Consider the following 23,824-nt stretch of genomic DNA (forward strand, 5'->3'; position numbering starts at 1 on the left):
GGTGATATCAAATATAATCACGGTTTCAAAAGATTCAGACTGCGATCTAAAGCGAAGGTAATAATTGAATTTGGGCTTGTGGCTCTGGCTCATAATATAAGAAAATGGGCCAATATAAGAAATGAAATGAATGCGGTAATAAGTTAAAAAAGAACAAGAAATACCTTAAGCTTCCTACCTTATCTCTCTAAAAGTTCTAAAAATCTCCAATCAAAATAAATATCTCAACAAAATCGTATTTGAAAATTTCAATTCCCTAGAAATAACAAAATTCTATGTTTGAAAAATGAAAGAGGCTGACATACTTTTTAGCCAGCCTCTTCATCATAAGAACTGTAAATCTTACCACTTCTTCTTATCACCAAAGATTTCATCAAGATCGCTCTTGTCATCCTCCTGACCCTGAGCTGCATCCTGTTTAGGCTTTGCTGTTGTTTTCTTCTCAGCATTAAGTCCCGTTAACATATTGTTAAGCAGGTCTTCCTTTTCCTGAATCCAGCTGTCCTTTACACCAGCCTGCTTAATAACAGACAGACCTTTTTCAATTAAGGTCTTACAGGTTCCGCTCTGTTTCAGCCGTTTCATTTCAAAAACTTTCTGAATCAGATTTGAAAGGTTGACCTTCAGAACCAGAACGTAAAGTCTGCGATCCTCTTTATTGATAAGTGTTGGATTGATAGGAACTCCTGATTTCATTTCTGATTTGAGAATTCCGCGCAGATGTCTGATGGTACGCAGCTGTGTCAGCGCCATTGCATCGTTCTCTGGAGCCTTGAAGGTATTGGAATCTTTATAGGTCTGTTTAATCTCATTGATCATTCGCTCTTCATTGGCGATACGCTCTTTTACTTCTTCTCTGCGCTTTGGATCAATGGCTCTTTTGCGAAGAGCTCGAATAATACGGTAATGAAGCACCAGCACAAGTGTTTTTGAAAAGGCCACCTGTGCCTGATTCAGTAACAATTCCTCGCATTCTGCAATAATATTGTTAGCTTTATTGGCAATCAGTCTTGCATCCTGTTCTCTACGTGAAACATAATCACTGTACATGTTTATGATAATCAGCAGAAAGGTTGCCAAAAGTACAAAGATTACAGCAATCGTTATTAGCATTTCTTAATCTCAATTTATTATTCTTTTATATATTATAACGACTTAGCGTAGATTTGTTTTGACTTTATTAGTTAAATTTTGAGCTGTGACAACAAGTTGTGTGGATTTAACCCTAAAATTCGGTTAAATTAAACAAAACATGGATAAATAATAGACCGTTTACGTGTTCTTGATCACCTCAAAACGGGACATGTGACAGTAGTTTTTTTGTGATGGTATCTGTCCGCTTACGCACTATTTTGTCTAATATATTTAATTATTTTTTCTAAGATGAGCTATTTTCCACATAAATGCTAACTAAGTCTACTTATTGAAAAAAAAATGGATTAGAATTAAATAGTCTTTTTGTATACAAATACAAGGAATGTACCATCTATGACAACATTAATTAAAACTGCAGACTTTATTGAATCAGTATGCGATGCGATTCAATATATCTCATACTATCACCCACGTGATTTCTTAAAGGCAATGAAGCATGCCTATGATATTGAGCAGAATCCATCTGCTAAGAATGCTATTGCTCAGATTTTAGTTAATTCTAAAATGTGTGCAATCGGTAAGCGTCCTCTATGTCAGGATACCGGTGCTGTAACCTGTTTCGTAAAGATCGGTATGGACGTTCGCTTCGAAGGTGATATGACCATTCAGGAAATGGTTGACGAAGGTACCCGTCGTGCTTACTGCTATGAGACCAATCCTCTACGTAAATCAATTCTGACTGATCCTCTGGGAAAGAGAATCAATACCAAGGATAATACTCCTACCGTTGTTCATATCGAGATGGTTCATGGTGATAAGGTTGAAGTTGCAATCGCATCAAAGGGAGGCGGTTCTGAGAACAAGACCCACATGCGTATGCTGAACCCTTCAGACAGTGTTGTAGATTACGTATTAAGCGAGATCCCTCATATGGGTGCAGGCTGGTGTCCTCCAGGAATCATCGGTATCGGTGTTGGCGGTACTCCAGAGAAGTCTGCAATCCTTGCTAAGGAAGCTTTAAATGATCCTATCGACATTCAGGAGCTGATCGCACGTGGCCCTAAGAATGCAGAGGAAGAGCTTCGTTTAGAGCTATATGACAAGATCAACAAGCTGGGTATCGGTGCTCAGGGCTTAGGTGGTATTACCACTGTTCTTGATGTTAAGGTTAAGACCTACCCATGCCACGCTGTATCAAAGGCAACCACAATTATTCCTAACTGTGCAGCTACCCGTCATATTGACTTTGTTCTTGATGGTTCAGGTCCTGCAGAGTTTGTTCCACCATCACTTGATGATTACCCAGATATCGAGATTGGCGGTTCAGATGCTAATGTTAAGCGTGTAAATCTTGATACCATTACCAAAGAAGAGATTGCTTCATGGAAGATGGGCGAAACCTTATTACTGTCTGGCACAATTCTGACCGGCCGTGATGCTGCTCATAAGCGTGTTGCAGACTTAATCAAGGAAGGCAAGCCTCTACCAGACGGTGTTGATTTCCACAAGAAGTTCATTTACTACGTAGGACCAGTTCCTGCTGTTGGTGATGAGGTTGTAGGCCCTGCAGGTCCAACCACTTCTACACGTATGGATAAGTTTGTTGAGACTATGCTTGCAGATACCGGCCTATACGGCATGATTGGTAAGTCAGAGCGTGGTCCTGAGGCTATTGCTTCAATCAAGAAGCACAAGGCTGCTTATCTGATGGCTACCGGTGGTGCAGCTTACCTGGTTTCAAAGGCAATTAAGTCTGCTAAGGTTCTTGCATTTGAGGATCTTGGCATGGAAGCTATCCGTGAGTACAAGGTTGTGGATATGCCTGTAACAGTTGCTGTTGACTCTCAGGGTAACTCAATTCATCACATCGGACCTCAGGAATGGTCAAAGAAGATTGCCGAGATTAAGTTTAAGTATATCTAATTAAGGTTTAATTTTCTGTAATCACAAAGGCGGATCTGTGTAATATCAGATCCGTTTTTTTTGCTAGAATTAAAACAACCAAAATCACAACAATCTACATAGGGGGCGATGTCTTCTTTCTTAAATGAAAGCTAGAATCGTAAAGGGACATATGGTACTTGAAGGTATTTCTCATATCAGCGGCTTTAATGACTGCTATGCCTATAACAAAGATGAGCTTATTGTAAATATCAGAACCAATAAGACCATAAAAAAGGTAACTCTGTATGCTGATGATCCTTATATAAACGGCTGTTCAACCTCTGCTCCATGGGATGGTCAGCCATTTGAGATGCAGCTTAAGTACGAGCTTAAGCATGAGTACATCTATTCAGTAACTGTAAAGCCTAAATATAAAAGACTTCAGTATTATTTCAGACTGACTGATGTAAATAACGAAACCATGGTTTATCAGGAAAGCGGAATAGTCACTGAGGAAGAATTCAAAAAGAATTTATTTAAGGAATATTTCAAGTTTGCCTGGATGAATGAGGCTGATATCAGTGTTCATCCTAAATGGGTAGAGAATACCTACTGGTATCAGATTTTTCCAGATCGTTTCAGCAGAGAAGAAGCTCCTTTTGAAGGTAACCTAAGTAAATGGGATGATCTGTCTTCCTTTGGTCATAATGTGTTTTATGGCGGAAATCTGAAAGGTGCCATGAACCGACTAGAGTATCTTCATGATCTTGGTGTAAACGGCATCTACTTTAACCCTTTATTTGTTTCTGACAGCAATCATAAGTACAACATTGATGACTACCTGCATATTGATCCTAATTTTGGATCAAATGTTGATTTGAAGCTTCTTGTTGAAAAGGCCCATTCTCTGGGGATCAGGGTGATGATTGATGCTGTGTTCAATCACAGCGGCCTGGGCTTTTTTGCATGGAAGGATGTTGTAGAAAATAAAAGAAAATCAAAGTATTACGACTGGTTTTACATCAATGACGACGAGAATTTCACCATAACCCATAAGTCTACCAAGGACAGCAGATTCTATTCCTTTGCCTTTGTTGACAATATGCCTAAGCTCAATACCAACAATCCTGAGGTTATGGAATATTTTGTCAATGTCTGCAAAAAGTGGATTGATATGTGGAATATCGACGGTATCAGATTTGATGTCGGAAACGAGATCTCACATGCTTTTATTAAAAAGCTTCATTCAGAGCTAAAGGCCTACCGCAGGGATATATTCCTTTTAGGAGAAATCTGGGTAAATTCATCTCAGTATCTTCAGGGAGATGAATATGATTCTGTAATGAATTATCCATATCTTGAGAATCTTTCTAATTTCTATCTTGATAAGAGTAAGAGTGCGGATGACTTTAAGTATGCGGTAAATTTCTGCTATTCAATGTACCAGAAGCAGGTTAATGAGAATATCTTTAACCTCTTTGACAGTCATGACATCGGCAGAATGTATACTCGTGTTAACAACTACGATTATTTCATTCAGATGCTGGTTATTCTTTCTACGCTTCCTGGCTCACCTTGTATTTACTATGGAACAGAAATCGCTATGGAGGGAGAGAATGATCCTTACTGCAGATATCCTATGAGATGGGATATTATCGAGGATAAATCCCGCGATGAAACCTTCAGACAGGTTCATAGTCTGATTAGAATGAGAATTGATAATCACGAGTTCCTAGGTGATGACTACCGCTTTGTCCAAACTGAAGGAAGATTTATTGTCTATGAGCGTAACGGTATCAGAATCTATCTGAATGCTGAAGAGAACGACAGGGCAGTATCCTTTGGGAAAGAGCCTGAGGTTCTATTCTCTTATAAATTCTCCGATGGTATCTTAAAGGCAGGAGGCGCACTGGTAGTACGCCTCTAGAGGTACTATTACTTTGCAAGCGAGCTGTTTGCACTGAAGGCCAAAAGCAGCTGTTTTAAGAGCTTTAATCTTGGATACTCAGGTGTTTCCGGCAGATTGTAGCGCATTGAGCTCTGTCCTGTAATACGGTATTCATTGTGTTTACATGTGGTCATAAGCTTTATCAGATACTCATTAGAAATCTTATGATCACTGTTAAACTCAATTATGCCGCCTTTCTCATCTCCATTGATTCTCTTGATTCCAAGATCGGTTGCAATCTTTTTAAGCCATGAGACCTCAAAAAGATTAACCGCTGGAGGTGGTAGAAAGCCGAATCTGTCGATAATCTCAATTTTCAGATCTTCAAATTCATCAGGTGTTGAGCAGGATGAAATTCTCTTGTATAACGACAGTCTGGTGTTAATGTCACCAATAAAATCTGATGGCAGAAGACATGGAATATGCAGATCGATATCGCACTCATTTAAGGTTAGCTCGGCAAGAGAAGGCTCTCGACCTTCCTTAAGAGCCTTTACGGCAGCCTCAAGCATTTCTGAGTATAGAGAGAATCCCACAGACTCAATCTGACCTGACTGCTCTTCACCCAGAAGCTCACCTGCACCTCTGATTTCCATATCATGAGTTGCAAGCACAAAGCCTGCGCCTAATTCCTCGAGTGACGCGATTGCTTCAAGACGAAGCTTTGCATCCTTGGAGATAAGCTCCTTTGGAGGAGTGAACAGGTATGCATAGGCCTGATGATGAGAACGTCCCACTCGACCTCTGATCTGATGCAGCTGAGCCAGACCAAGCATATCAGCTCTGTCGATGATAATGGTGTTGGCTGTTGGAACATCAAGACCGTTTTCAACGATTGTTGTACATAACAGAAGATTGAATCGCTGATGGTAGAAATCACGCATAACCTTCTGTAGCTCCTTTTCATTAAGCTGACCGTGTCCAATGCCGATTTTTGCCTCTGGAACCAGGGCTGCAAGCTGCTGTGCTCTCTGAGAGATGGTTGAAACATCATTATGCAGATAATAGACCTGTCCGCCACGTCTTAATTCACGCATGATGGCTTCACGGGTAATGGTATCTGAATTCTGCATTACGAAGGTCTTAACCGCAAGTCTGTGCTCTGGAGGAGTGGCGATGATTGAAAGCTCACGCATTCCCTCCATTGCCATATTCAGTGTTCTTGGAATTGGGGTTGCGGTAAGAGTTAAAAGATCAACCTGAGCTCGTAGCTCCTTGAGCTTCTCTTTCTGCTTTACACCGAAGCGATGCTCCTCATCAACGATGATAAGACCTAGCTTCTTAAATTTTATATCCTTTGAGAGAAGCTTGTGTGTGCCGATAATAATGTCGACACTTCCCTGTGCAACCTTATCTAAGGTTTCTTTCTGCTGCTTTGCAGTCTTGAATCTGGACAGCAGTTCAATAGTGATGGCAGTTCCGGCAAATCTTTCAATAAAATTCTGATAATGCTGTTCGGCAAGAATCGTGGTTGGAACCAGCACTGCAACCTGAGAGCCAGAGGCGGCAACAACAAAGGCGGCTCTTAGGGCAACTTCGGTTTTACCAAAGCCAACATCACCGCAGACAAGTCGATCCATTGGCTGTTCCTTTGCAAGATCTGCAAGCGTATTATCAATAGCTGCTTTCTGATCCGGGGTTTCCACGAAGCCAAAGCCTGAGGCAAATTCATCTAATGACTTCTCATCAACCTCAAATTTAGTTCCTTTGCTGGCTTCACGTCTTGCGTATAAATCAAGAAGCTGAGCTGCAACATCGGTGACCTTCTGTACAGCCTTCTGCTTGTGTCTGTTCCAGGTATCCGAGCCAAGTCTGGATAAAGGAGGATTCTCCGAGCCTGAGTATCTTGCAACCTTGGATAGGGCTGTAATAGGAATATTGAGCATATCGCCATTCTGATACTCAATGGTCAGATATTCACCCTTGATGCCTCCTATTTCCATGGTTTTAAGTCCACGGTAGCGTCCGATACCATGATCAATATGAACCACAACCTGACCTTCGGTTAGGGAGGATAGGTTTTTGATAATAGTATCCTGAGAAATCTGTGAGTTCTTTGAGACCTTTCTGGTTCTTACAACCTTGTAGCCAAGAATTTCATTCTCAGTTAAAAAGCACAGCTTTACTGAAGGAATAATCAGACCTTCATCAAATGGTGCCAAGGTAAGCATGAACGGATCTTTTGCATTGAGAAAATCCTCAAATGAGGATGCCGCCTTTATACCGTATTTGTCGGTAATAACACGTGGCAGTGTTTCCCTAAGACTCTGTCTGCGTCCTTCTGAGATTGCAGACATCAGAATTCTTCCGCCTTTATCTATAAAGTCACTTACAAAGGCAATAAATCTGTTCTGCGATTCCTTTTCCTGTCGGTTATAGCTTATATCGGGAATTTTGACGTAATCAGTGTTATAAAAGCCTCTTTTTTCAATCTGCTCACTATCAAAGCTATCCTGATAAAGCTCTATTAACTGATATTTCTTTAAATTATCTGAAACTTCCTGTGGATTTAGGAATACCTTTGAAACAGGAAGCGGTGGATGGTCTGGATTTCCTGCAAATTCCAGTGCTCGTTTATGAGCCTCGACGTCAAATTCGGTTACAGCCTTGTTTACATCATCTACGGTTATGATTCTGTAGTCTTCAGTCAGGTAGTCAAATATAGAGCTCATTGAGCTGAAGAACAGTGACATGTAGTATTCGATACCTGCAGGAATAGCACCTCGTGATATTGCCTGATAAATAGAGTGAGAGGCAAAGTTTGCGCCAATGAATGCATCTCGGTAATTGCTTCTGAAAACACTTATTGACTGTTCATTGAGTGGATATTCATGAGCAGGAAGCAGGGCAATTCTGTCAACTTTTTCAAGTGATCTCTGTGTGTCGACATCAAAGACTCTGATTGAATCAACCTCATCATCAAAGAAATCAATTCTGTATGGAACTGTCGAGCCCATAGGATAAATATCAAGGATAGATCCTCTGATGGCCAGCTCTCCAGGAGCTAAAACCTGTTCAACTCTCAGATATCCGTGGGAGGTCATCTCCTTTTGAATCTCCTGAATATCTCTGATATCTCCCTTAGAAATTGAGAAGCTGTTGGCTTTGATATAGTCTACAGGACTTAGTCTTGGCATAATTGCCTGAACAGTGGTAACGACTATTTCATTCTTAAATGTTTTTAATCTTGAGAGAATACTGATTCTTGAGGAGACGATATCCTGATGAGGTGACAGAGTATCGTAAGGCAGTGTCTCCCAGTCCTGCAGATATTCAACCTTAACCTTTGGAAGAACTGCAAGTAGAGTAGATTTTATACTTTGTGCAACAAAGTTATCTGCGCAGATTACCAGGCATGGACCGCCGTTTTTTTCATAGATTGCTCCTATGGTTCCGATGATACCGGTAATATTCAGATTGCCAATATGCTTTACAGAATTTGAAAAAGAAATGTTGATATCAGCTTTTAATAAGTCTTTGAGTTGCATAATTACTAATATTTGAAACTTTGATCTATACTTGTCTACTGTAATTTTACACTAATATCGAGTTTGTTATGTTCCAACTGAAAACAAATATCTATCTTTTATTCTGGTTCTCTTTTATTGCGATTTTTGCGTTTTTAATTCCTTATTATTCAAATGATTACAGATATCAGCTAATCGAAGGTACCGAGGATATGGTGTCATCCTTATGGGATATCTGTGTTTCCCAGTACCGACATTATTTCACCTGGGGCGGAAGAACTCCTCCTCATTTCCTTGCTCAGTGTCTTTTATGGGGTGGTAAGGTTGTATCCTCATTAGCAACTGCCTTATGCTATATCTCTTTGATTTATATAATTTATTTAATGGGTACTGGTAAAAGGATTTCTCCATTTAAAATGCCATTTGTACCTGTTGTATTCATCAGCATCGGTTTATGGCTGTGCATGAGATCCTTTGGTGAAGTTGTTTTCATGCTGGTTACATCCTGTAATTATCTTTTCACCTCAACCTTTATTATTCTGTATCTGCTTCCATTCCGTTTTTCACTAAATGAGGAGAGAGCTAAGCATGGAATGATGTTTGCGGTAATGATGTTTGTTCTTGGCATTATCGCTGGCTGGTGTAATGAGAATACAGGCTTTGCCATCTGTGCCGTTACCGGACTTTTATGTCTGTATAAGCTTTTTAGACATGAGCTTACCATCTGGCAGACTGCAGGTTTAATCGGTATGGGTATCGGCTTTTTAGTTCTGGCTCTGTCTCCTGGTAATGCTGCTCGCTATGACAGTATGGCTCAGAATAATTTTAATTATTTCACTCACTTAATTAACACTGTACAGATCTTCCTTATCTCTTTGATTGAGAATCTGCCAGTTATTCTGTGCTACGTATATTTCTATGTACTATTTAAGAAAAACAATCTTAAAGAAAAGTGCACCTCAGAGCTGTATGCTTCATATTACTGCTTTGCCTTAGGCTTCATCTCCCTGGCAATCATGATTTTTTCACCTAATTTTCCTGGACGTTCAGCAGCTCCATTTACCATGTTTGTACTGGCTGCCAATGTAGCTTTATATGCAGCTTTGAAAAAACACAGCATAAATCCTTTGAAGTCATCCTATAAAATGACAATTTATGCTTTATTTTTTGTATTTTTTGCCGTTACAAGTACAAATGCCTTTGGAGCTCTGTTACAGGCCAGGGCAGATCAGGTTGAACTTGAGAAATCAATTGCAGACCAGATTGCTCAGGGCAAGAAGGATCTTGAAGTTCCTATTATGCATGTACAGTCAGGAAGATATATCTTTATTGGTGCTATGAAGGTTTCAAAGGAAAACTTTGCAAATCAGATTGCAGCAAGATATTATCATGTAAATTCATTTACCAAGGCCTGTGATCTGACTCCATCATTTATACATTTTGATTTGAAATACGTTGTAAGTTACGGTGAACCGGTATGCAAAACCCATTAGAACTATTTAAGCTTTTAAGCAAAGTTGAGGCAGGTGATGCTGATATGGATGAGCTTCATGACTTTATCTGCCTGCTTTTAAAGAAAAAAGTTGATATTCAGCTTACTGAAGGCACTTTTGCAGATAAAAGTGAAATCAGAGATCTGACTGCTAAACCTAACGCAGAGGATTTTGCCAAGCTTAAGCTTGCAATGAAGGTATCATCAACACAGTTTCCTATGAACAGCCGTATGTCTGCTCAGACATTGAATTCTGTTAATAAGAAATAGTATCTAACAGATCCATCGTCATTAGGCGATGGATTAAATTTCTATATCTGCTTTTCTTTTTATTCCTTTTATTTCCTCTTGTCTTTTGACTGCCCATTAGTGTGTTTTTTGTGCCAAAGGTCACCATTTGTAGTAAAATAGTCGCCAATTATTCATAAAATTCAAAAAGAAAATAACTGAGGACAAAATGACTCAAAAAACAATCCTGGTTACTAACGCACTTCCTTATGCCAATGGTCCTATTCATTTAGGACATATGCTCGAGCACATTCAGTCAGATATCTTCGTAAGATTCAACAGAGCAATCGGTAATAAGGTTGCTTATGTATGCGGTGATGACTGCCACGGCAGCCCTGTAATGATTAAGGCTGGTCAGCTGGGTATTACTCCAGAGCAGATGATTGAGATGACCACCAAGGATCACGATGAGGATCTTAAGGGCTTTTTGATTGCATATGACAACTATTACAAGACACATTCTCCTGAAAATGAGGAAATGATGTCTTACATGTACAAGAAGGCATTTGAAAAGGGCTACATCGTAACCAAGAAGATTTCCCAGTTATTCGACCCTCAGAAGAACATGTTCCTTCCAGACAGATTCGTTAAGGGAACATGCCCTCGCTGCGGTGCAAAGGATCAGTACGGTGATAACTGCGAAGTATGCGGTGCAACCTATGACCCAACCGAGCTTAAGGATGCATACTCAACAGTATCAGGTGCAAAACCAGAGCTTAAGGAGTCAGTTCACTATTTCTTCGATTTACCAAAGGCTAAGGATTTTCTTCATGATTTCATCAGAAATTCAGGTGTTATTCAGAAGGAAATGGCAAACAAGCTAGAAGAGTGGTTCTCACAGGGCTTAAAGCAGTGGGATATTTCCCGTGATGCTCCTTATTTCGGCTTCAAGATTCCTGGCGCTGAGGACAAGTACTTCTATGTATGGATGGATGCACCTGTAGGCTACTTTGCTTCATTAAAGAATCTGTGCTCAAAGAAGGGTATGAACTTTGATGATTTCATCAAGAAGGATTCATCTGTTGAGATGGTACACTTTATCGGTAAGGATATTCTGTACTTCCATTCTTTATTCTGGCCTGCAACTCTATATGCTGCTGATTTACGTCTTCCAGACCACATTTATGTTCATGGCTATGTAACAGTAAACGGCGCTAAGATGTCAAAGTCAAAGGGAACCTTCATCAAGGCAAAGACCTTCTTAAAGTACCTAAAGCCAGAGACTCTACGTTACTACTTTGCATCAAAGATGAATTCATCAGCTGTTGATATCGACCTTTCATTAGACGATTTCATGGCTAAGGTAAACTCTGATATCGTAGGTAAGGTAGTAAATCTTGCTTCAAGAACTGCTGGCTTCATTACCAAGAGATTTGACGGCAAGCTATCTGATGCTCCTTATAATGAGGAGATTATCTCTAAGATTGCTGCAATCAAGGATGATGTAATCAAGGGCTATGAGAGTCGTAACTATGCTGATGCAATCAGAGCAATCATGACTTTAGCCGATGATGCCAACAGATACATTGATTCAATGGCTCCTTGGGTTATTGCTAAGGAAGAAGGTCAGGATGACAAGCTTCAGAGAGTATGTTCAGATGGTATCAACCTGTTTAAGGCTTTAATAACCTATCTGCAGCCTGTATTACCTGAAGTTGCAGCTAATGCTTCTGAATTCCTGAATACCAAACTTGATTTTGCAACTGTAGAGAAGCCTCTGACTTCCCATACCATCAACAAGTTCAAGCCTTTATTCAGCCGTATTGAGAAAGCTACAATCGATGCAATGATTGAGAACTCAAAGGAAGATTTAAAGGAAGCTGCTAACGCAACTAAGCCACAGAATAAGCAGGAATCATCAAAGGGTGAAGAGGGCAGAATTGAGCCTTTAGCTCCAGAAATTACTATTGATGACTTCGCTAAGATCGATCTTCGTGTTGGTACTATTGTAAGTGCTGAAGAAGTTCCTGAGGCTAAGAAGCTGTTAAAGCTAAAGGTTGATATCGGTTTTGAGACCCGTCAGGTATTCGCTGGTATCAAGGCTGCTTACAAGGATGTTAACTCATTAGTTGGTCGTCAGGTAGTTCTTGTTGCTAACTTAAAACCTCGTCAGATGAAATTCGGTCTGTCAGAGGGTATGGTTACTGCTGCAGGTCCAGGCGGAACCGAAGTATTCCTGTTAGGCGTTGATTCTGGTGCTGTAAACGGCGATAGAATCCACTAATTAGAGATTTACAGTTAAGTTTCAAAGTAATCCAGAAGCTTTATAGTTTCTGGATTATTTTTTTATGAGAAAAGTATGAAATCTTAAATAGAGAAAAGAGTAGGGATTTACTGTTTTTTAGAGTAAAGTTCCTTTTTTAGATCGTGAAAATCTTTTTTATCTATATCCTTCTCATCATCTTCAAAGCCTTCCACCAGATCAAGATTCAGAATATCTTTCATAGCGACCTTATAACTCATAAGACGGATCCCTGAGCCAGGAGCAAAAACACCGTACTTGATATTCTGTTTAACATAGTAGTTACGACCTGGCTTTGTTTTAAAGGTAATGTGGTTATTACCAAACTCTGATCTGGTTGAGACGATATGCTGTCCAGGTTTTACAACAGCAACAAAGAAGGTTTCATTAGTTAAATCTGCAGCAAACTTACCATCTACCCAGACTCTTTTCTTCATCCATGAGCCAAAGTAATGTTTAGGTCTGTATATATAGATTTGAGAGGTATTCGGATCTTTTATCTTAAATGTTTTGGCGAATTTCTCGTCATCAACGGAAGCATAATCAGCGACACATCCGGATAGAGTGAACAGACAGGTAATTACCGCAATAAGTACACTTATCTTTTTCATATGTATATCCGGAAGAGTGTGTTTGTTTGATTGTTGTTTTGTTTAATAGAAGCATAGCATTAAAGTATTATTTGAATGTTAGAGATAGTTCAAAGTAATCAATATATTAGACAGAAGGATTTTTTCTGTTAAAGTAAAAATTGTTTATTTATCTTAACGTGAACTAAACTATCTAAAATTTAACATAATATAAATTATGCGAAGTTGTGATATATTTTAGTGAGGGTTTTAAATACATATATAGTTGAGCTAAAATGTCACCCCATCATATAAGAATTCTGGAATTTCTATGTTTGAGTTAAGACAGTACTTTTTATTATTTATTACAGCAACTATCTGGGGCTCTGGTTTTGTCGCTCAGAAATTAGGAATGTCTTACATATCTCCGTTTGCATTTACATTTTTCAGAACCTTATTAGGTGCTTTGTTTTTAATTCCTGTAATTCTGTTTATTAAGGCTCATAATAAAAAACATCAGATTAAACCACGCACCTTAAATAAAAGATATCTAATCATTGGTTCTATCTGCTGTGGATTTTTTTTAATCCTATCTGAATCTCTCCAGCAGTTCGGCCTGGTTACTGCAGATGTTAATAAAGCATCCTTCATAACATCTTTATATATGATTTTTGTGCCGATTCTCGGTGTATTTCTTGGTCACAGGCTTTCTCTTAAGATTATCGCTGCTGTTATTATTTCCTGTATAGGTCTGTATTTTTTCTGTATTAAGAATGATGTAAGCTTTGAGCAAGGTGATTTGCTTGTATTACTATGTGCAATTGGCTTTGCCTGCCATATTCTGGTTATAGCATACTTTATCAATCATGTTGATGGTGTGATTTTATCCTGCGGACAGTTTTTCTGTGCCTCATTCTTAGGCCTTATTATGATGTGTCTTACCGGATTCCCATCTGCACCTGCTTTAATTAAATGTATTCCTGCCCTGCTTTATGCCGGTATTATGTCAAACGGCATTGCCTATACACTGCAGATTGTGGCTCAGCGTGGTATAAATCCGACCATTGCATCACTTATCCTGTCACTTGAGTCTGTTATGGGAGCTGTATTCGGAATTCTGTTCTTAAGTGAATCTATTATGTCTGAACGCGAGTTGTTTGGTGCTGCACTGATGTTTTCTGCTGTAATTCTGACTCAGATAAAACTCAGAAGAACAAAACAGTCTGAATAGATTGAAATGCAAATTTCTTGCATTCTTTTTGTGATTTTGGTGCTGATAAGATTAATTGCTCATTTTTCTATTGCCTATTCTTGCATAATTCTTGCCTTATTTTCTTTTGAAATTTAAAAAATCAATAAGTTATTCGCAAATTTTTTTATAAATAATACTATTTATTTATACATTTCTTTTATAATACAATTGGTTAATTTATAATTATTTTACGGAATATTAGGTTCTTGCTATATTGTTATTTTCTAATATAATAGCGTATCTTTTGTTTTGTACTATTATTCAAATAAGTCTACTTTTACTCGATGGATGCTGAATTTTAGCAAATGTGTAAATATAATTTACAGCATTTCTAGAATGAGGTTATGTGCGTTTTAAAAGATTATGTCAAAAAATAACATTGATACTACTGTAGATGATATTTTCTCTGACGCTTTTGTCAGTGACAGTATTCAGTCTGATATCGATTTTAATAATCTCGATGATATTGTGTATAACTCATCAAGTTCTTTTGATATCAGTGAAATTGCAGATATTCTGCTTGATAGTATTGATGAATACGTTTTTATTACAGATACTACCACTAAGAACATTGTTTATATAAATAAGCCATTATGTGAGGCTCTGGATATAAACAGTTCCTTTGTGGGGACCTGTCATGAACTTTTATGCGGTAGAGATACCCCCTGCCCTGACTGTACCAGTAACAAGATTACAGATGACAGTATCTTTATTATTAACCATTTAAATTCAAGGCTGCATTCTAATTTTGTCTTAAGAGCTCGTAATCTTGAGCTGTACAATCGTACCTATACAATTAATGTTGCTTTGCCTAAGACAAATCAGGCATTAGTTATTCCTTTCAGAGAGATCAATAAACTCAACACCAATGACATTCTGGCTCCATATCTGAAGCTTTATGCCGAAAATGTCTGCTATCCAGAAGTTCAGATCTATAAATTTATTGAGTACTTTGGACTTGAACTTAGTGCAGAGAACTGTACCTTATTTGAACATATTGATTTATCAAAGAATATTTCATATCAGAACTACGAAATAGATCCTACCCTGAATATGATTCGTACCCAGATCTGGGTTAATGAGGATCTGAATGTTCCTGATGATTATGTTCTGGTTCCTAAGGATATTGTTAATAAAGCCTATGAGGAGCGTGTATATAAGGAATACGCTGTTGATGACGCATTATATGTCGCCATTCCTCTAGAGTTCGATTTAAATCCTGTTGGTATGGTGTTTATCAAGAATCCAAACAGAGATTATCTGAAGGTTCTGGAGCCTGCTATCAAGACTATCCAGAGACTGCTTACCGGTTCCATAGAGCATAAGAAGATGCATATGGAGTTGTCTAATGTTGCAAGTACTGATCCTCTTACCGGACTTAAGAATCGTAAACAGATGCTTGTTGATATCAACAATCTGTCTTTAAACAATCGTATTGGTGTAATCTTCCTGAACGTAAACTCGCTTAAGGAAATCAATACTGAGCACGGTACCAAATTCGGTGATGAGATTCTTGTTAAAACCGCTTCTCTTCTAAAGCAGCTGATGCCTGATAATAGGAATATCTACAGAATCGGTGGCGACGAATTTGTTGCAATTCATACAGCTATTGATGAAACTGAATTCTGTGTACTCTCTGATATGCTGAAGGCCTTTATGCTTTCAGAAAAAGGTTTCTCTGTTTCTGTAGGTACTCACTGGGAAAAGAGTGGCATTCTGATTCAGAAGGCAATTAATCTTGCTGAATCCGATATGTATACAGAGAAGAAGACCTATTACAGAAAGAATCATAATTGCAGTCGTTATAGAAAGCAGAATGATGCAATTCTAAAGCTGATTGAGCCTGACAAGATTAAGTCCTATATTGAGCAGAACTGCTTTAAGATTCTGTATCAGCCTAAATTCAAGATCCAGAATGATGTTGCTGAGATTGCAGGTGCAGAGGCACTGGTAAGACTGGTTATCAATGGAACCGTTATTCCTCCTGATGACTTTATTCCTGCTTTGGAGTCTGCTCATTACACTTATCTTATTGATTATTACGTATTTGAAACAATCTGTAAGAGAATGCGTGAAAGACTTGATCAGAACGAGAAGGTTCTGCCTGTTTCATGTAATTTCTCAAGACATACAATTATCAGAACAGATTTTAAGGAAACACTGAAATCTATTCTAAACAAATACAGCATTGGTTATGATCTGATTCCTCTTGAGGTTTCTGAGCACACAAATACCTCTCGCTATCAGGATCTGATTGAGGTTACCAATAACCTTGCAGAGGAAGGCTTCAATATTTCAATTGATGATTTCGGTACAGCTCATGCGAATATTTATTCTCTGGCTGATTTATCTGTAAATGAAGTTAAGTTTGATAAGAAGCTAATTGATAATCTGGCCTCTGAGAACAACTCAAAGATCACTACTATTCTAGGTGTTCTTATCACCATGTGTAAGAAGCTTGGTATTAAGACCATTGCTGAAGGTGTGGAAGAAAAGGAACAGAGTGATATTCTAAAGGCTTTAGGCTGTGATGAGATTCAGGGCTACTACTACAGTAAGCCTATTAAAGAGGATGATTATTACGGCAAATTCTAATAGACAACGCCTGGCATTAAGTCAGGCGTTTTAATCTTAAGGCTGTGGATTTAGAACCTTAAGACGTGCACTTCCGCCCTTCTTTGATAGTGACTTGTATAGTTCATCGACAACAGTTGAAAGTTCATTATCAATTCCGTATGGATAGTTTAATATCAGCATTCCAGAACCGCACATTCCAAATACCTCTTCCTGAGGCTCAACGCATAATTCAACCTGAAGCATAGGAATATTCAGACGACGCAGATCCTGTGTTAGATTCTTAGAATGATCACGAAGCTTTCCTAGTACAGGATACCAGATTGCAAAAATACCTGTATTCCACTTTGAATGACCGTTTTTAACTGCTTTTACAAGGTCGATATATTCGTTTTTCTCTTCATAGGCAGGATCAATCACTACCATTCCTCTGCGAGGTGTTGGAGGAAGCAGTGCATTCAGTGCCTCAAGACCTTCTCTGTTCTGAATTGTGCAGCGTCTGTCTCTTTTTAAATTGTTTCTAAGATTCTCAAACTCGTTTGGATGTAAATCAATCAGAGTAAACTTATCTGTATCTCTGCCAAGTCTGGTTTCAAATAATGGTGATCCTGGATAAAAGTTTCCATTATCCTGATTTACTTCATCATATACTGAGTAGAATTCAGGAACCAGCTCGCGAAGGATCTTGTTGTCCTTGATTTTGCTGATTCCGCTCTTAAATTCCTGATTTTTCTGAGCCATAAAGCCATCAAGCTTGTATAGTCCAGAACCTGAATGGGTATCTATAACTATATATGGCTTATCTTTTTTGTTTAATGCTCTCATCAGAAGGCAGATCACCATATGCTTTAAAATATCAGCGTGATTGCCAGAATGAAAACCATGTTTGTAACTGAGCATAAAATTCTGTTTCCTTAAAAAATTTGTAGGTAGTTTATCACGAATCAAGCCATAATTCGTCTAAAATTAAAATGATTGATGAACACAGGAGTGTATGTTTTGAGCCGTAAATATGTTGTTTTATCTCTTCTCTTTATCTGTATGAGTTCGTATGCCTTTGTCATTGACTATGATGCTATCAATGATAACGACAATACAGATTATTATGGAGCCAATTCCCTTGAATACTCCTCTCAGGGAAATTACACTGAGGACGGAGTAAGTCGTGTTATTGTGCCTCACGACAGAAATAAAGGCGTTGCCCAGGATTATGATAATCAGGGAAACGGCTTAAAGCTTGAAGGTGTCAACAAGGAAGATCTTGAAAAACTATACTACGGCAATGAGCTGTACAACAAAACCAAATAGTCTTTAGAATCGCTTCTGATTTAAGGCATCCTGAAGACCGGTTACCCACATCACTGCATTCTCATAGGCCATAAGAATATCATGTCGAGGCATAAAGCCTGAGGCCATAATACCGTCTACATACTCAAGATCAAGTGCTTCCATAGAAAGCGCTATATTGTAGATAGTCTCGTACTCAGGAATCTCTTTCATGATCATCTTGATTCTGTTATTGATTTTATCTGTAGTGACATCAACCTTTGAGGTTGTAAAAGCGTACATCTGAGAAATCAGTGAACCAAGACCAAGTGGGAATCCAAAGGTTACGTCAATCTTTCCTGCATGATAGAAGGTAAGCTCTTCGATGAATTTAGCTCTTAGAAGAACCTGACGCAATGGCTCGTAAATTAGATACTTGCCCTTGTTCATATCCTTATCTGGTCGATAGAATTCCTCGAGAATCATCATAACCATGATGCAGACGAGCTTATTTAGAACCTCTACATCCATTTCATAGAGGAAGCTTTCAAAATTTGTTCCGATAAGATATTCGTTCTCTCTGCCCTGTTCCAGATAATGAAGAATAATTGGCATATAGCTCTTAATATCATTTCTGGTGGAAATGAAGCTTACAAACATCTTGTATTCTGGCCTTACTTCCAGAAGCTGATTGATGATCATAAGACAGATTTCAAAAGCGTTTCTGTTGACCCTATAGAAGAACGGATTGAAGTTCTGCTGCAGAACATCCTTTGGGAAGGTTGGACAGCAGACATAATCAGCACCGGATTCAAATGCAATTGAAGCCTTGTTCACATTATCGCAGCGATCACAGATAATCTTGATCCATGGTGCCTTCTTGATGATATTTCTTGCAAGAATGAACTGCTCTTCAATATCCTGTGTCATATCAATTACAGCGTAGGTAATTGAACGAAGCTCTCTGAACCAGTTGGTGTAGACAATTGTGTAAACATCCGCAGCAATAGTCATGCTTTCTTTTTTAAGCATATTTATCTGGTGCTGGAATGATATTGATGAATCCTGTCTATCCTGCAGATGTAGAATAAATCTGGTTGCAGGCAGTGAACGGGCATATTTGCTCAGATCTGGGCACAGAGGAAATTCTGTCATACAGATTCCGTTTCTCTGTGTGAAAAGTTCACTGTGTCTTCTGATGTAGAAACCGATAGAAATGTGTCTAACATGCTTTTTTTCTATCATGTCAGGCCGGAAGCTGCTCTCTCCTGCTGTATATCTGAATACATAGCACAGAAGACTTCCTTTTTTGTCGTATACAGGAGTTCTGCTAAGAAGATTGCAGCGATCCTTAGAGCGCACAAACCTAGTGGACTTTGAGCGCAAAGAATCCGAATTTATAGAAGATGCAGAATCAGTTAAGCTGTTCGGGTTTATATAAGCCATTTATATCCATCATACCTTTTTCAAGATCTAGCCTATGATCTTGAATTTCTGTATTTAGTTTAGATAATTGTTTTTCTATTTTCTTAAATACAGATCTGAATTTTATTATTTATGTTATTTAATCAGTATATCAGACTATATCTGATTTTCTTTTTTGTGATGTAATAGAGACCTTATCAAGCTTGGTTGAAAGTTCCCCTATTGCATAGCGTTTATTTTTATTGATTCTACCAGACGCCATCTCGTAGAACTTGTCATCATCAACAGTGTAAATTGCGGCATTTTTTCTGTCAATAAATACACGTGCAATCTGATCCTTATAGTAATGGTGCTTGATGCCGCGTTTTACAGCACCAGTGAAGAATCTTGGTTTTAAGCTTCCGCATTCCTTATACAGTACAGCTGAACTTCTTGGCTTCATTAGTTTTCCTGATGGTCCGGATTTAACGTCAAAAAGAACAATAGCATAAGCTTCAACAATAATTGGCGCAGAATCCATACGCAGCTTTCTGCGTATGCGATTAAATCTGATTACTCTATAGATATAGAGTAACTGATAGAACGCAACCAGAATTGATAATGTATAGAAATGATCGTGGAAGATTGCGATATTACCGCTTGAATAGCAGTAAACCAGTACTGCAAAAAGGATCCAGAATAAGTAGAAGGATAATCCGAATCCTTTTTTAACAATGGTATCGACTACGTTTACATCAAACCTTACGCCTGCTCTTTGCAAGTATGATTGCAGGTAGACATTTGGTGGAAGGTTTTTCAACGTAATCTCCTAATTATTAATGATCTTTAACTTCAAACCAGAACTGCTTTTCCAGACTGATAAATAAAGATTCAACAGGTTCATTATTCTTCTGTGTCATTAAGCTTACCACGAAAATAACCAGTGAAGAAATAATAAATCCAGGAACAAGTGAATATAATCCAAAGAATTGACCTAATTCCCAAATAATTACTGTTGCGGCACCGGCAATCATTCCGCAGATAGCACCTGCAAGGGTCATTCTCTTCCAGAATACTGAGATTAGAACTGCAGGTCCGAATGAAGCACCAAAGCCCGCCCAAGCATAGGCAACAAGCTTTAGAATTCCTGAATTTGGATCAAGAGCGATTATATATGCAACAGCAGCAACTAATAAAAGCATGCCGCGGCCAACCCAGATAAGTTCGCCCTGAGAGGCATGAGGACGAAGAATTCTGCAGTAGAAATCAGCTGTCAGAGTGGTTGAAGAAACCAGAAGCTGACATGATAGGGTTGACATTACTGCTGCAAGAATTGCTGATAGAAGAATACCTGCAATCCATGGTGAGAATAAGGTCTGGGTAACAATAATGAAAATCTGCTCAGGATTGTTTACAGAAATCTCTGGATGTTTAGCTGCGAAGGCAACACCATAGTAACCAACCATAACGGCACCGGTCAGACAGAAGATCATCCAGCTGATACTGATTCTGCGGGCACCACCCATTCCTCTTACAGAGGCTGCTGCCATGAAGCGAACCAGAATATGAGGCTGACCCATATAGCCTAAACCCCAGCCTGCAAGTGAAATCATACCGATAATGGTTGTACCTTTAAGCATATCGGCCATATCAGGACCTTTCTGAGCAACAAGTGCATTTGCCTGCTCCAGAGAACCTACATCATAAATAATGATAATTGGAGTGATGATTAAAGCAAAAATCATCAGAGTTGCCTGTACTGCATCGGTCCAGCTTACAGCCAGAAATCCGCCGATACATACATAAAGAATTGTTGATACAGCTCCGATTAAAAGTGCATTGTGATAGTCAAGACCAAAGGTCTGCTCGAACAGTCTAGCGCCAGATACCATTCCTGATGCACAGTAGACAACGAAGAAAATCAGGATAATGAATGCTGAAACAATTGAGGTTATACGAAGTCTGTCTTTAAAACGGGCTGCAAAATAATCTGGTAATGTCAGTGCATCAGATGCATTCTGAGTAAATGAACGAAGTCTTGCGGCAACGAATTTCCAGTTGCACCACTGACCAATGGTAAGACCGATTGCAATCCAGGCCTGAGATAAACCTGCAACATACAGAGCACCGGGTAGGCCCATTAAAAGCCATCCTGACATATCAGAAGCACCGGCTGAAAGACCTGTAATAACTCTGCCTAAGCTTCTGCCACCTAAAACGTAATCATTTAATGAAGATGTTGCGCGTGCTGCATATATGCCGATTACAATCATGGCAAATATATACACAATGAATGTTGTTGTAGTTGTAAACATGATTTGCTCAATAATTATTATTTGTAAAAGATGGACGTATTTTAGCAGAAAAACAGTGATTTAAAAAGGAAAAACCATGTGCAACTAATCGGTGCACATGGTTTTTAAAAGGATTGGATAAAAGGTTAATCCAGTGATTTTAGAAGTGATCTGAAGCCATCGTTTAGCAGAGGGAAAACGAAGCCGTTCTTTGCATTGAGATCTGATGACTCAATGTGGAAGGTTGTTGCGCCTCTCTCTCGTTTCCACTGACTTACAGACAGCTTTTTAAAGTACTTAACAACGAAGCCCTTTAAATCCTCTCTTGAAAAATCAGTGAATTCCTTTTCAATGGTATCAAGTATCATCTTTGGAATCAGGAAGTGATTCTGATGAAGAACATGAATTCTATCCAGAATTACATATGGCATCAGATCACGCTCGTCAGTCTGCTCTCCACCAGGACGAAGCTCAGCGGTTGGGGCCTGTACACAGACCTTCATCATCTGAGGACAGTCAAGCTTTAAGCCCCTGTCATTTATCATCAGACCATCTTTAGCGATGTGTTCATTGATTTTCAGAACACGACTCTTTGAGATATCTCCAATAGGTGCAACACCGCCTGCTGTATCGCCATCCATAGTGCAGTAGCCTACTGCATCCTCTGATGCATTACAGGTAGTAATCAGAAGCTTGTTGTATCTGTTTGCAACCATCCAGATACCAGGAGCACGTGAACGGGCCTGAATATTCTGAAGAGCAATATCATCTCGCTCCCAGGTCATAGGGGTTTCTGATGCTGAATTTACAACTGAAGTATATTCATCTACAAGCTTGGCAATAGACCACTCATGATGATCAGCACCAAGATCTGATGAAACACCTGCTGCTGCCTCTCGGGTAATGCTGCCTGAGACAATTGAACCCTGATATACAGTAGTCAGAAGCTCTGGCATAACTTTCTTTTTAATATAGCTCTGCAGATCTTCTGTACCGTTGTATTTTGGCTTGTTAAATCCGCACTGTGCCAGAAGTCTGCTGTACTCGTCAAAACCAAGCTCTTCAATTGCTGCAAGCTGTCCATAGCAGACTGAGGTTGCACATAATGCTGAATCTGCACCGCCAGACATAGATAATGCAAAGCCATGTGAATAGGTCTTTAGCATCCAGTCAAAAAGACCAAGTCCGACTGCTCTTACAATGGTGTCGTACTGTGGTAGCGCAGGAGTAATTCCGCATTTAACAGTAAACAGATCCTCTCGCTTGAATGAAAGCAGATTTGATTTGGCAACACACTCACCTTTATCTGCAATCATACACATTGAGTCGAAGATATCTGAACCGCTTTCACAGCCTGATAGATTGGTCAGTAGAACTGGACATTTTAAGGTTAGGCTTAGTGCTTTTACCTTAAGCTCACGTTTATCTGCAGCATCCAGCTCAAAGCGTGCTGCCTCCGGGATAATCAGAAGCTGTACATCCTGAAGATAGTTAAGATCACCCTCATTGAAAAGAATACCGACAATTCCCTCGGAAGTTTCAATGCTGTTGCATACACCATAGTGGCTGGTGCCGATGTTGAACATGCATTCATCTGAATATGGAGTTGAGAAGTTTCTTACTCGGGAATCTTTTGCGTTGTAGAAAGAATGTGCTGCTGCAATACCCAGGATACTGCCCTTGCATACAAGAGCATAACAGTCAAATACCTTACCATTTGTATCGGCAAGAGGAAGTCCGACACCTACTGTTATTCCTTCAGGCAGCTCATACTTCAGTTTTAAAAGACAGTTAACAGCGCCCTTTAAAAGTTCCTGATGTTCAAACATATCTCCACAGCCGTAACCTGTTATACATAATTCAGGAAAAGCCAGAAGTCTTATGCCTTCTTTTTGTGCTTTTTGTGCTAGATCTAATATTTTTTTTGTATTTATGTCTAAATCTAGTGGCGTAGTATTTACACGTGCAGCGCCAAAGTAAGTATAATTACCCATACGTATTCCTCTATACTTTTTATTATGTGTAAAAAATACCACATTTTTGAAGGTA

17 protein-coding genes are annotated in these 23,824 nt (G+C 39.0%); 9 read left to right on the forward strand and 8 right to left on the reverse strand.

The genetic code is table 11. The features are described 5' to 3' along the window. Window positions 1–6 precede the first annotated feature (6 nt). Window positions 7–147: a transposase gene (locus B5D46_RS12480; RefSeq protein ID WP_373604445.1), complete on the forward strand. Its 141-nt coding sequence runs from the start codon at window positions 7–9 to the stop codon at window positions 145–147. 195 nt (window positions 148–342) lie between these two features. On the opposite strand, the gene B5D46_RS08460 is transcribed toward B5D46_RS12480, so the two are convergent. Then, entirely contained in the window at window positions 343–1,113 is a 771-nt protein-coding gene (locus tag B5D46_RS08460) for a hypothetical protein (protein WP_078929079.1), read from the reverse strand. 375 nt (window positions 1,114–1,488) lie between these two features. On the opposite strand from B5D46_RS08460, the gene B5D46_RS08465 reads away from it, so the two are divergent. Together B5D46_RS08465 and B5D46_RS08470 are read left to right on the forward strand one after the other, a co-directional pair. Next, entirely contained in the window at window positions 1,489–3,018 is a 1,530-nt protein-coding gene (locus B5D46_RS08465; protein ID WP_078929080.1) for a fumarate hydratase, read from the forward strand. A gap of 124 nt (window positions 3,019–3,142) precedes the next feature. Then, window positions 3,143–4,906: a glycoside hydrolase family 13 protein gene (locus B5D46_RS08470; RefSeq protein ID WP_078929081.1), complete on the forward strand. Its 1,764-nt coding sequence runs from the start codon at window positions 3,143–3,145 to the stop codon at window positions 4,904–4,906. A gap of 8 nt (window positions 4,907–4,914) precedes the next feature. Here B5D46_RS08470 and mfd read toward each other — a convergent pair whose 3' ends face one another. Then, on the reverse strand, window positions 4,915–8,415 hold the full coding sequence (mfd, locus tag B5D46_RS08475; protein WP_078929082.1) for a transcription-repair coupling factor: 3,501 nt from the start codon (window positions 8,413–8,415) through the stop codon (window positions 4,915–4,917). 68 nt (window positions 8,416–8,483) lie between these two features. On the opposite strand from mfd, the gene B5D46_RS08480 reads away from it, so the two are divergent. The 3 genes from B5D46_RS08480 to metG all read left to right on the forward strand — a co-directional run bounded on the left by B5D46_RS08480 (window position 8,484) and on the right by metG (window position 12,398). Beyond that, complete coding sequence (locus B5D46_RS08480; protein ID WP_078929083.1) at window positions 8,484–9,887, forward strand: DUF3329 domain-containing protein; 1,404 nt, start codon at window positions 8,484–8,486, stop codon at window positions 9,885–9,887. Beyond that, window positions 9,872–10,156, forward strand: a complete 285-nt coding sequence (locus tag B5D46_RS08485; RefSeq protein WP_078929084.1) for a hypothetical protein — start codon at window positions 9,872–9,874, stop codon at window positions 10,154–10,156. Before B5D46_RS08480 ends, B5D46_RS08485 begins: the two co-directional genes overlap by 16 nt. Window positions 10,157–10,328: 172 nt before the next feature. Continuing rightward, window positions 10,329–12,398 carry a methionine--tRNA ligase gene (metG, locus tag B5D46_RS08490; RefSeq protein WP_268844395.1) on the forward strand — a complete coding sequence of 690 codons (2,070 nt, stop codon included), beginning with the start codon at window positions 10,329–10,331 and terminating at the stop codon, window positions 12,396–12,398. Window positions 12,399–12,505: 107 nt separating this feature from the next. Here the strand turns inward: metG and B5D46_RS08495 are convergent, their stop codons facing one another. Further along, on the reverse strand, window positions 12,506–13,027 hold the full coding sequence (locus tag B5D46_RS08495; protein WP_078929086.1) for a DUF2846 domain-containing protein: 522 nt from the start codon (window positions 13,025–13,027) through the stop codon (window positions 12,506–12,508). A gap of 289 nt (window positions 13,028–13,316) precedes the next feature. Here B5D46_RS08495 and B5D46_RS08500 point away from each other — a divergent pair, with 289 nt between their 5' ends. Further along, on the forward strand, window positions 13,317–14,216 hold the full coding sequence (locus B5D46_RS08500; RefSeq protein ID WP_078929087.1) for a DMT family transporter: 900 nt from the start codon (window positions 13,317–13,319) through the stop codon (window positions 14,214–14,216). Between the two features lie 384 nt (window positions 14,217–14,600). Further along, on the forward strand, window positions 14,601–16,832 hold the full coding sequence (locus B5D46_RS08505; RefSeq protein WP_078929088.1) for a bifunctional diguanylate cyclase/phosphodiesterase: 2,232 nt from the start codon (window positions 14,601–14,603) through the stop codon (window positions 16,830–16,832). A gap of 36 nt (window positions 16,833–16,868) precedes the next feature. Here B5D46_RS08505 and B5D46_RS08510 read toward each other — a convergent pair whose 3' ends face one another. After that, on the reverse strand, window positions 16,869–17,711 hold the full coding sequence (locus B5D46_RS08510; RefSeq protein WP_078929089.1) for a 23S rRNA (adenine(2030)-N(6))-methyltransferase RlmJ: 843 nt from the start codon (window positions 17,709–17,711) through the stop codon (window positions 16,869–16,871). Between the two features lie 99 nt (window positions 17,712–17,810). On the opposite strand from B5D46_RS08510, the gene B5D46_RS08515 reads away from it, so the two are divergent. Continuing rightward, window positions 17,811–18,119 carry a hypothetical protein gene (locus tag B5D46_RS08515; RefSeq protein WP_078929090.1) on the forward strand — a complete coding sequence of 103 codons (309 nt, stop codon included), beginning with the start codon at window positions 17,811–17,813 and terminating at the stop codon, window positions 18,117–18,119. A gap of 3 nt (window positions 18,120–18,122) precedes the next feature. Here the strand turns inward: B5D46_RS08515 and B5D46_RS08520 are convergent, their stop codons facing one another. The 4 genes from B5D46_RS08520 to nadE form a co-directional block, all read right to left on the reverse strand. Beyond that, window positions 18,123–19,523: a hypothetical protein gene (locus B5D46_RS08520; protein WP_143675641.1), complete on the reverse strand. Its 1,401-nt coding sequence runs from the start codon at window positions 19,521–19,523 to the stop codon at window positions 18,123–18,125. A gap of 130 nt (window positions 19,524–19,653) precedes the next feature. After that, window positions 19,654–20,301 (reverse strand): hypothetical protein, encoded by a 648-nt coding sequence (locus B5D46_RS08525; protein ID WP_031492647.1) that lies wholly within the window; start codon window positions 20,299–20,301, stop codon window positions 19,654–19,656. A gap of 16 nt (window positions 20,302–20,317) precedes the next feature. Then, on the reverse strand, window positions 20,318–21,796 hold the full coding sequence (gene putP, locus B5D46_RS08530) for a sodium/proline symporter PutP (protein WP_078929092.1): 1,479 nt from the start codon (window positions 21,794–21,796) through the stop codon (window positions 20,318–20,320). A gap of 125 nt (window positions 21,797–21,921) precedes the next feature. Next, window positions 21,922–23,769, reverse strand: a complete 1,848-nt coding sequence (gene nadE, locus B5D46_RS08535) for an NAD(+) synthase (RefSeq protein ID WP_078929093.1) — start codon at window positions 23,767–23,769, stop codon at window positions 21,922–21,924. Between the last annotated feature and the right edge of the window lie 55 nt (window positions 23,770–23,824).

The sequence above is a fragment of the Succinivibrio dextrinosolvens DSM 3072 genome, assembly GCF_900167015.1.
GTDB lineage: Bacteria > Pseudomonadota > Gammaproteobacteria > Enterobacterales > Succinivibrionaceae > Succinivibrio > Succinivibrio dextrinosolvens.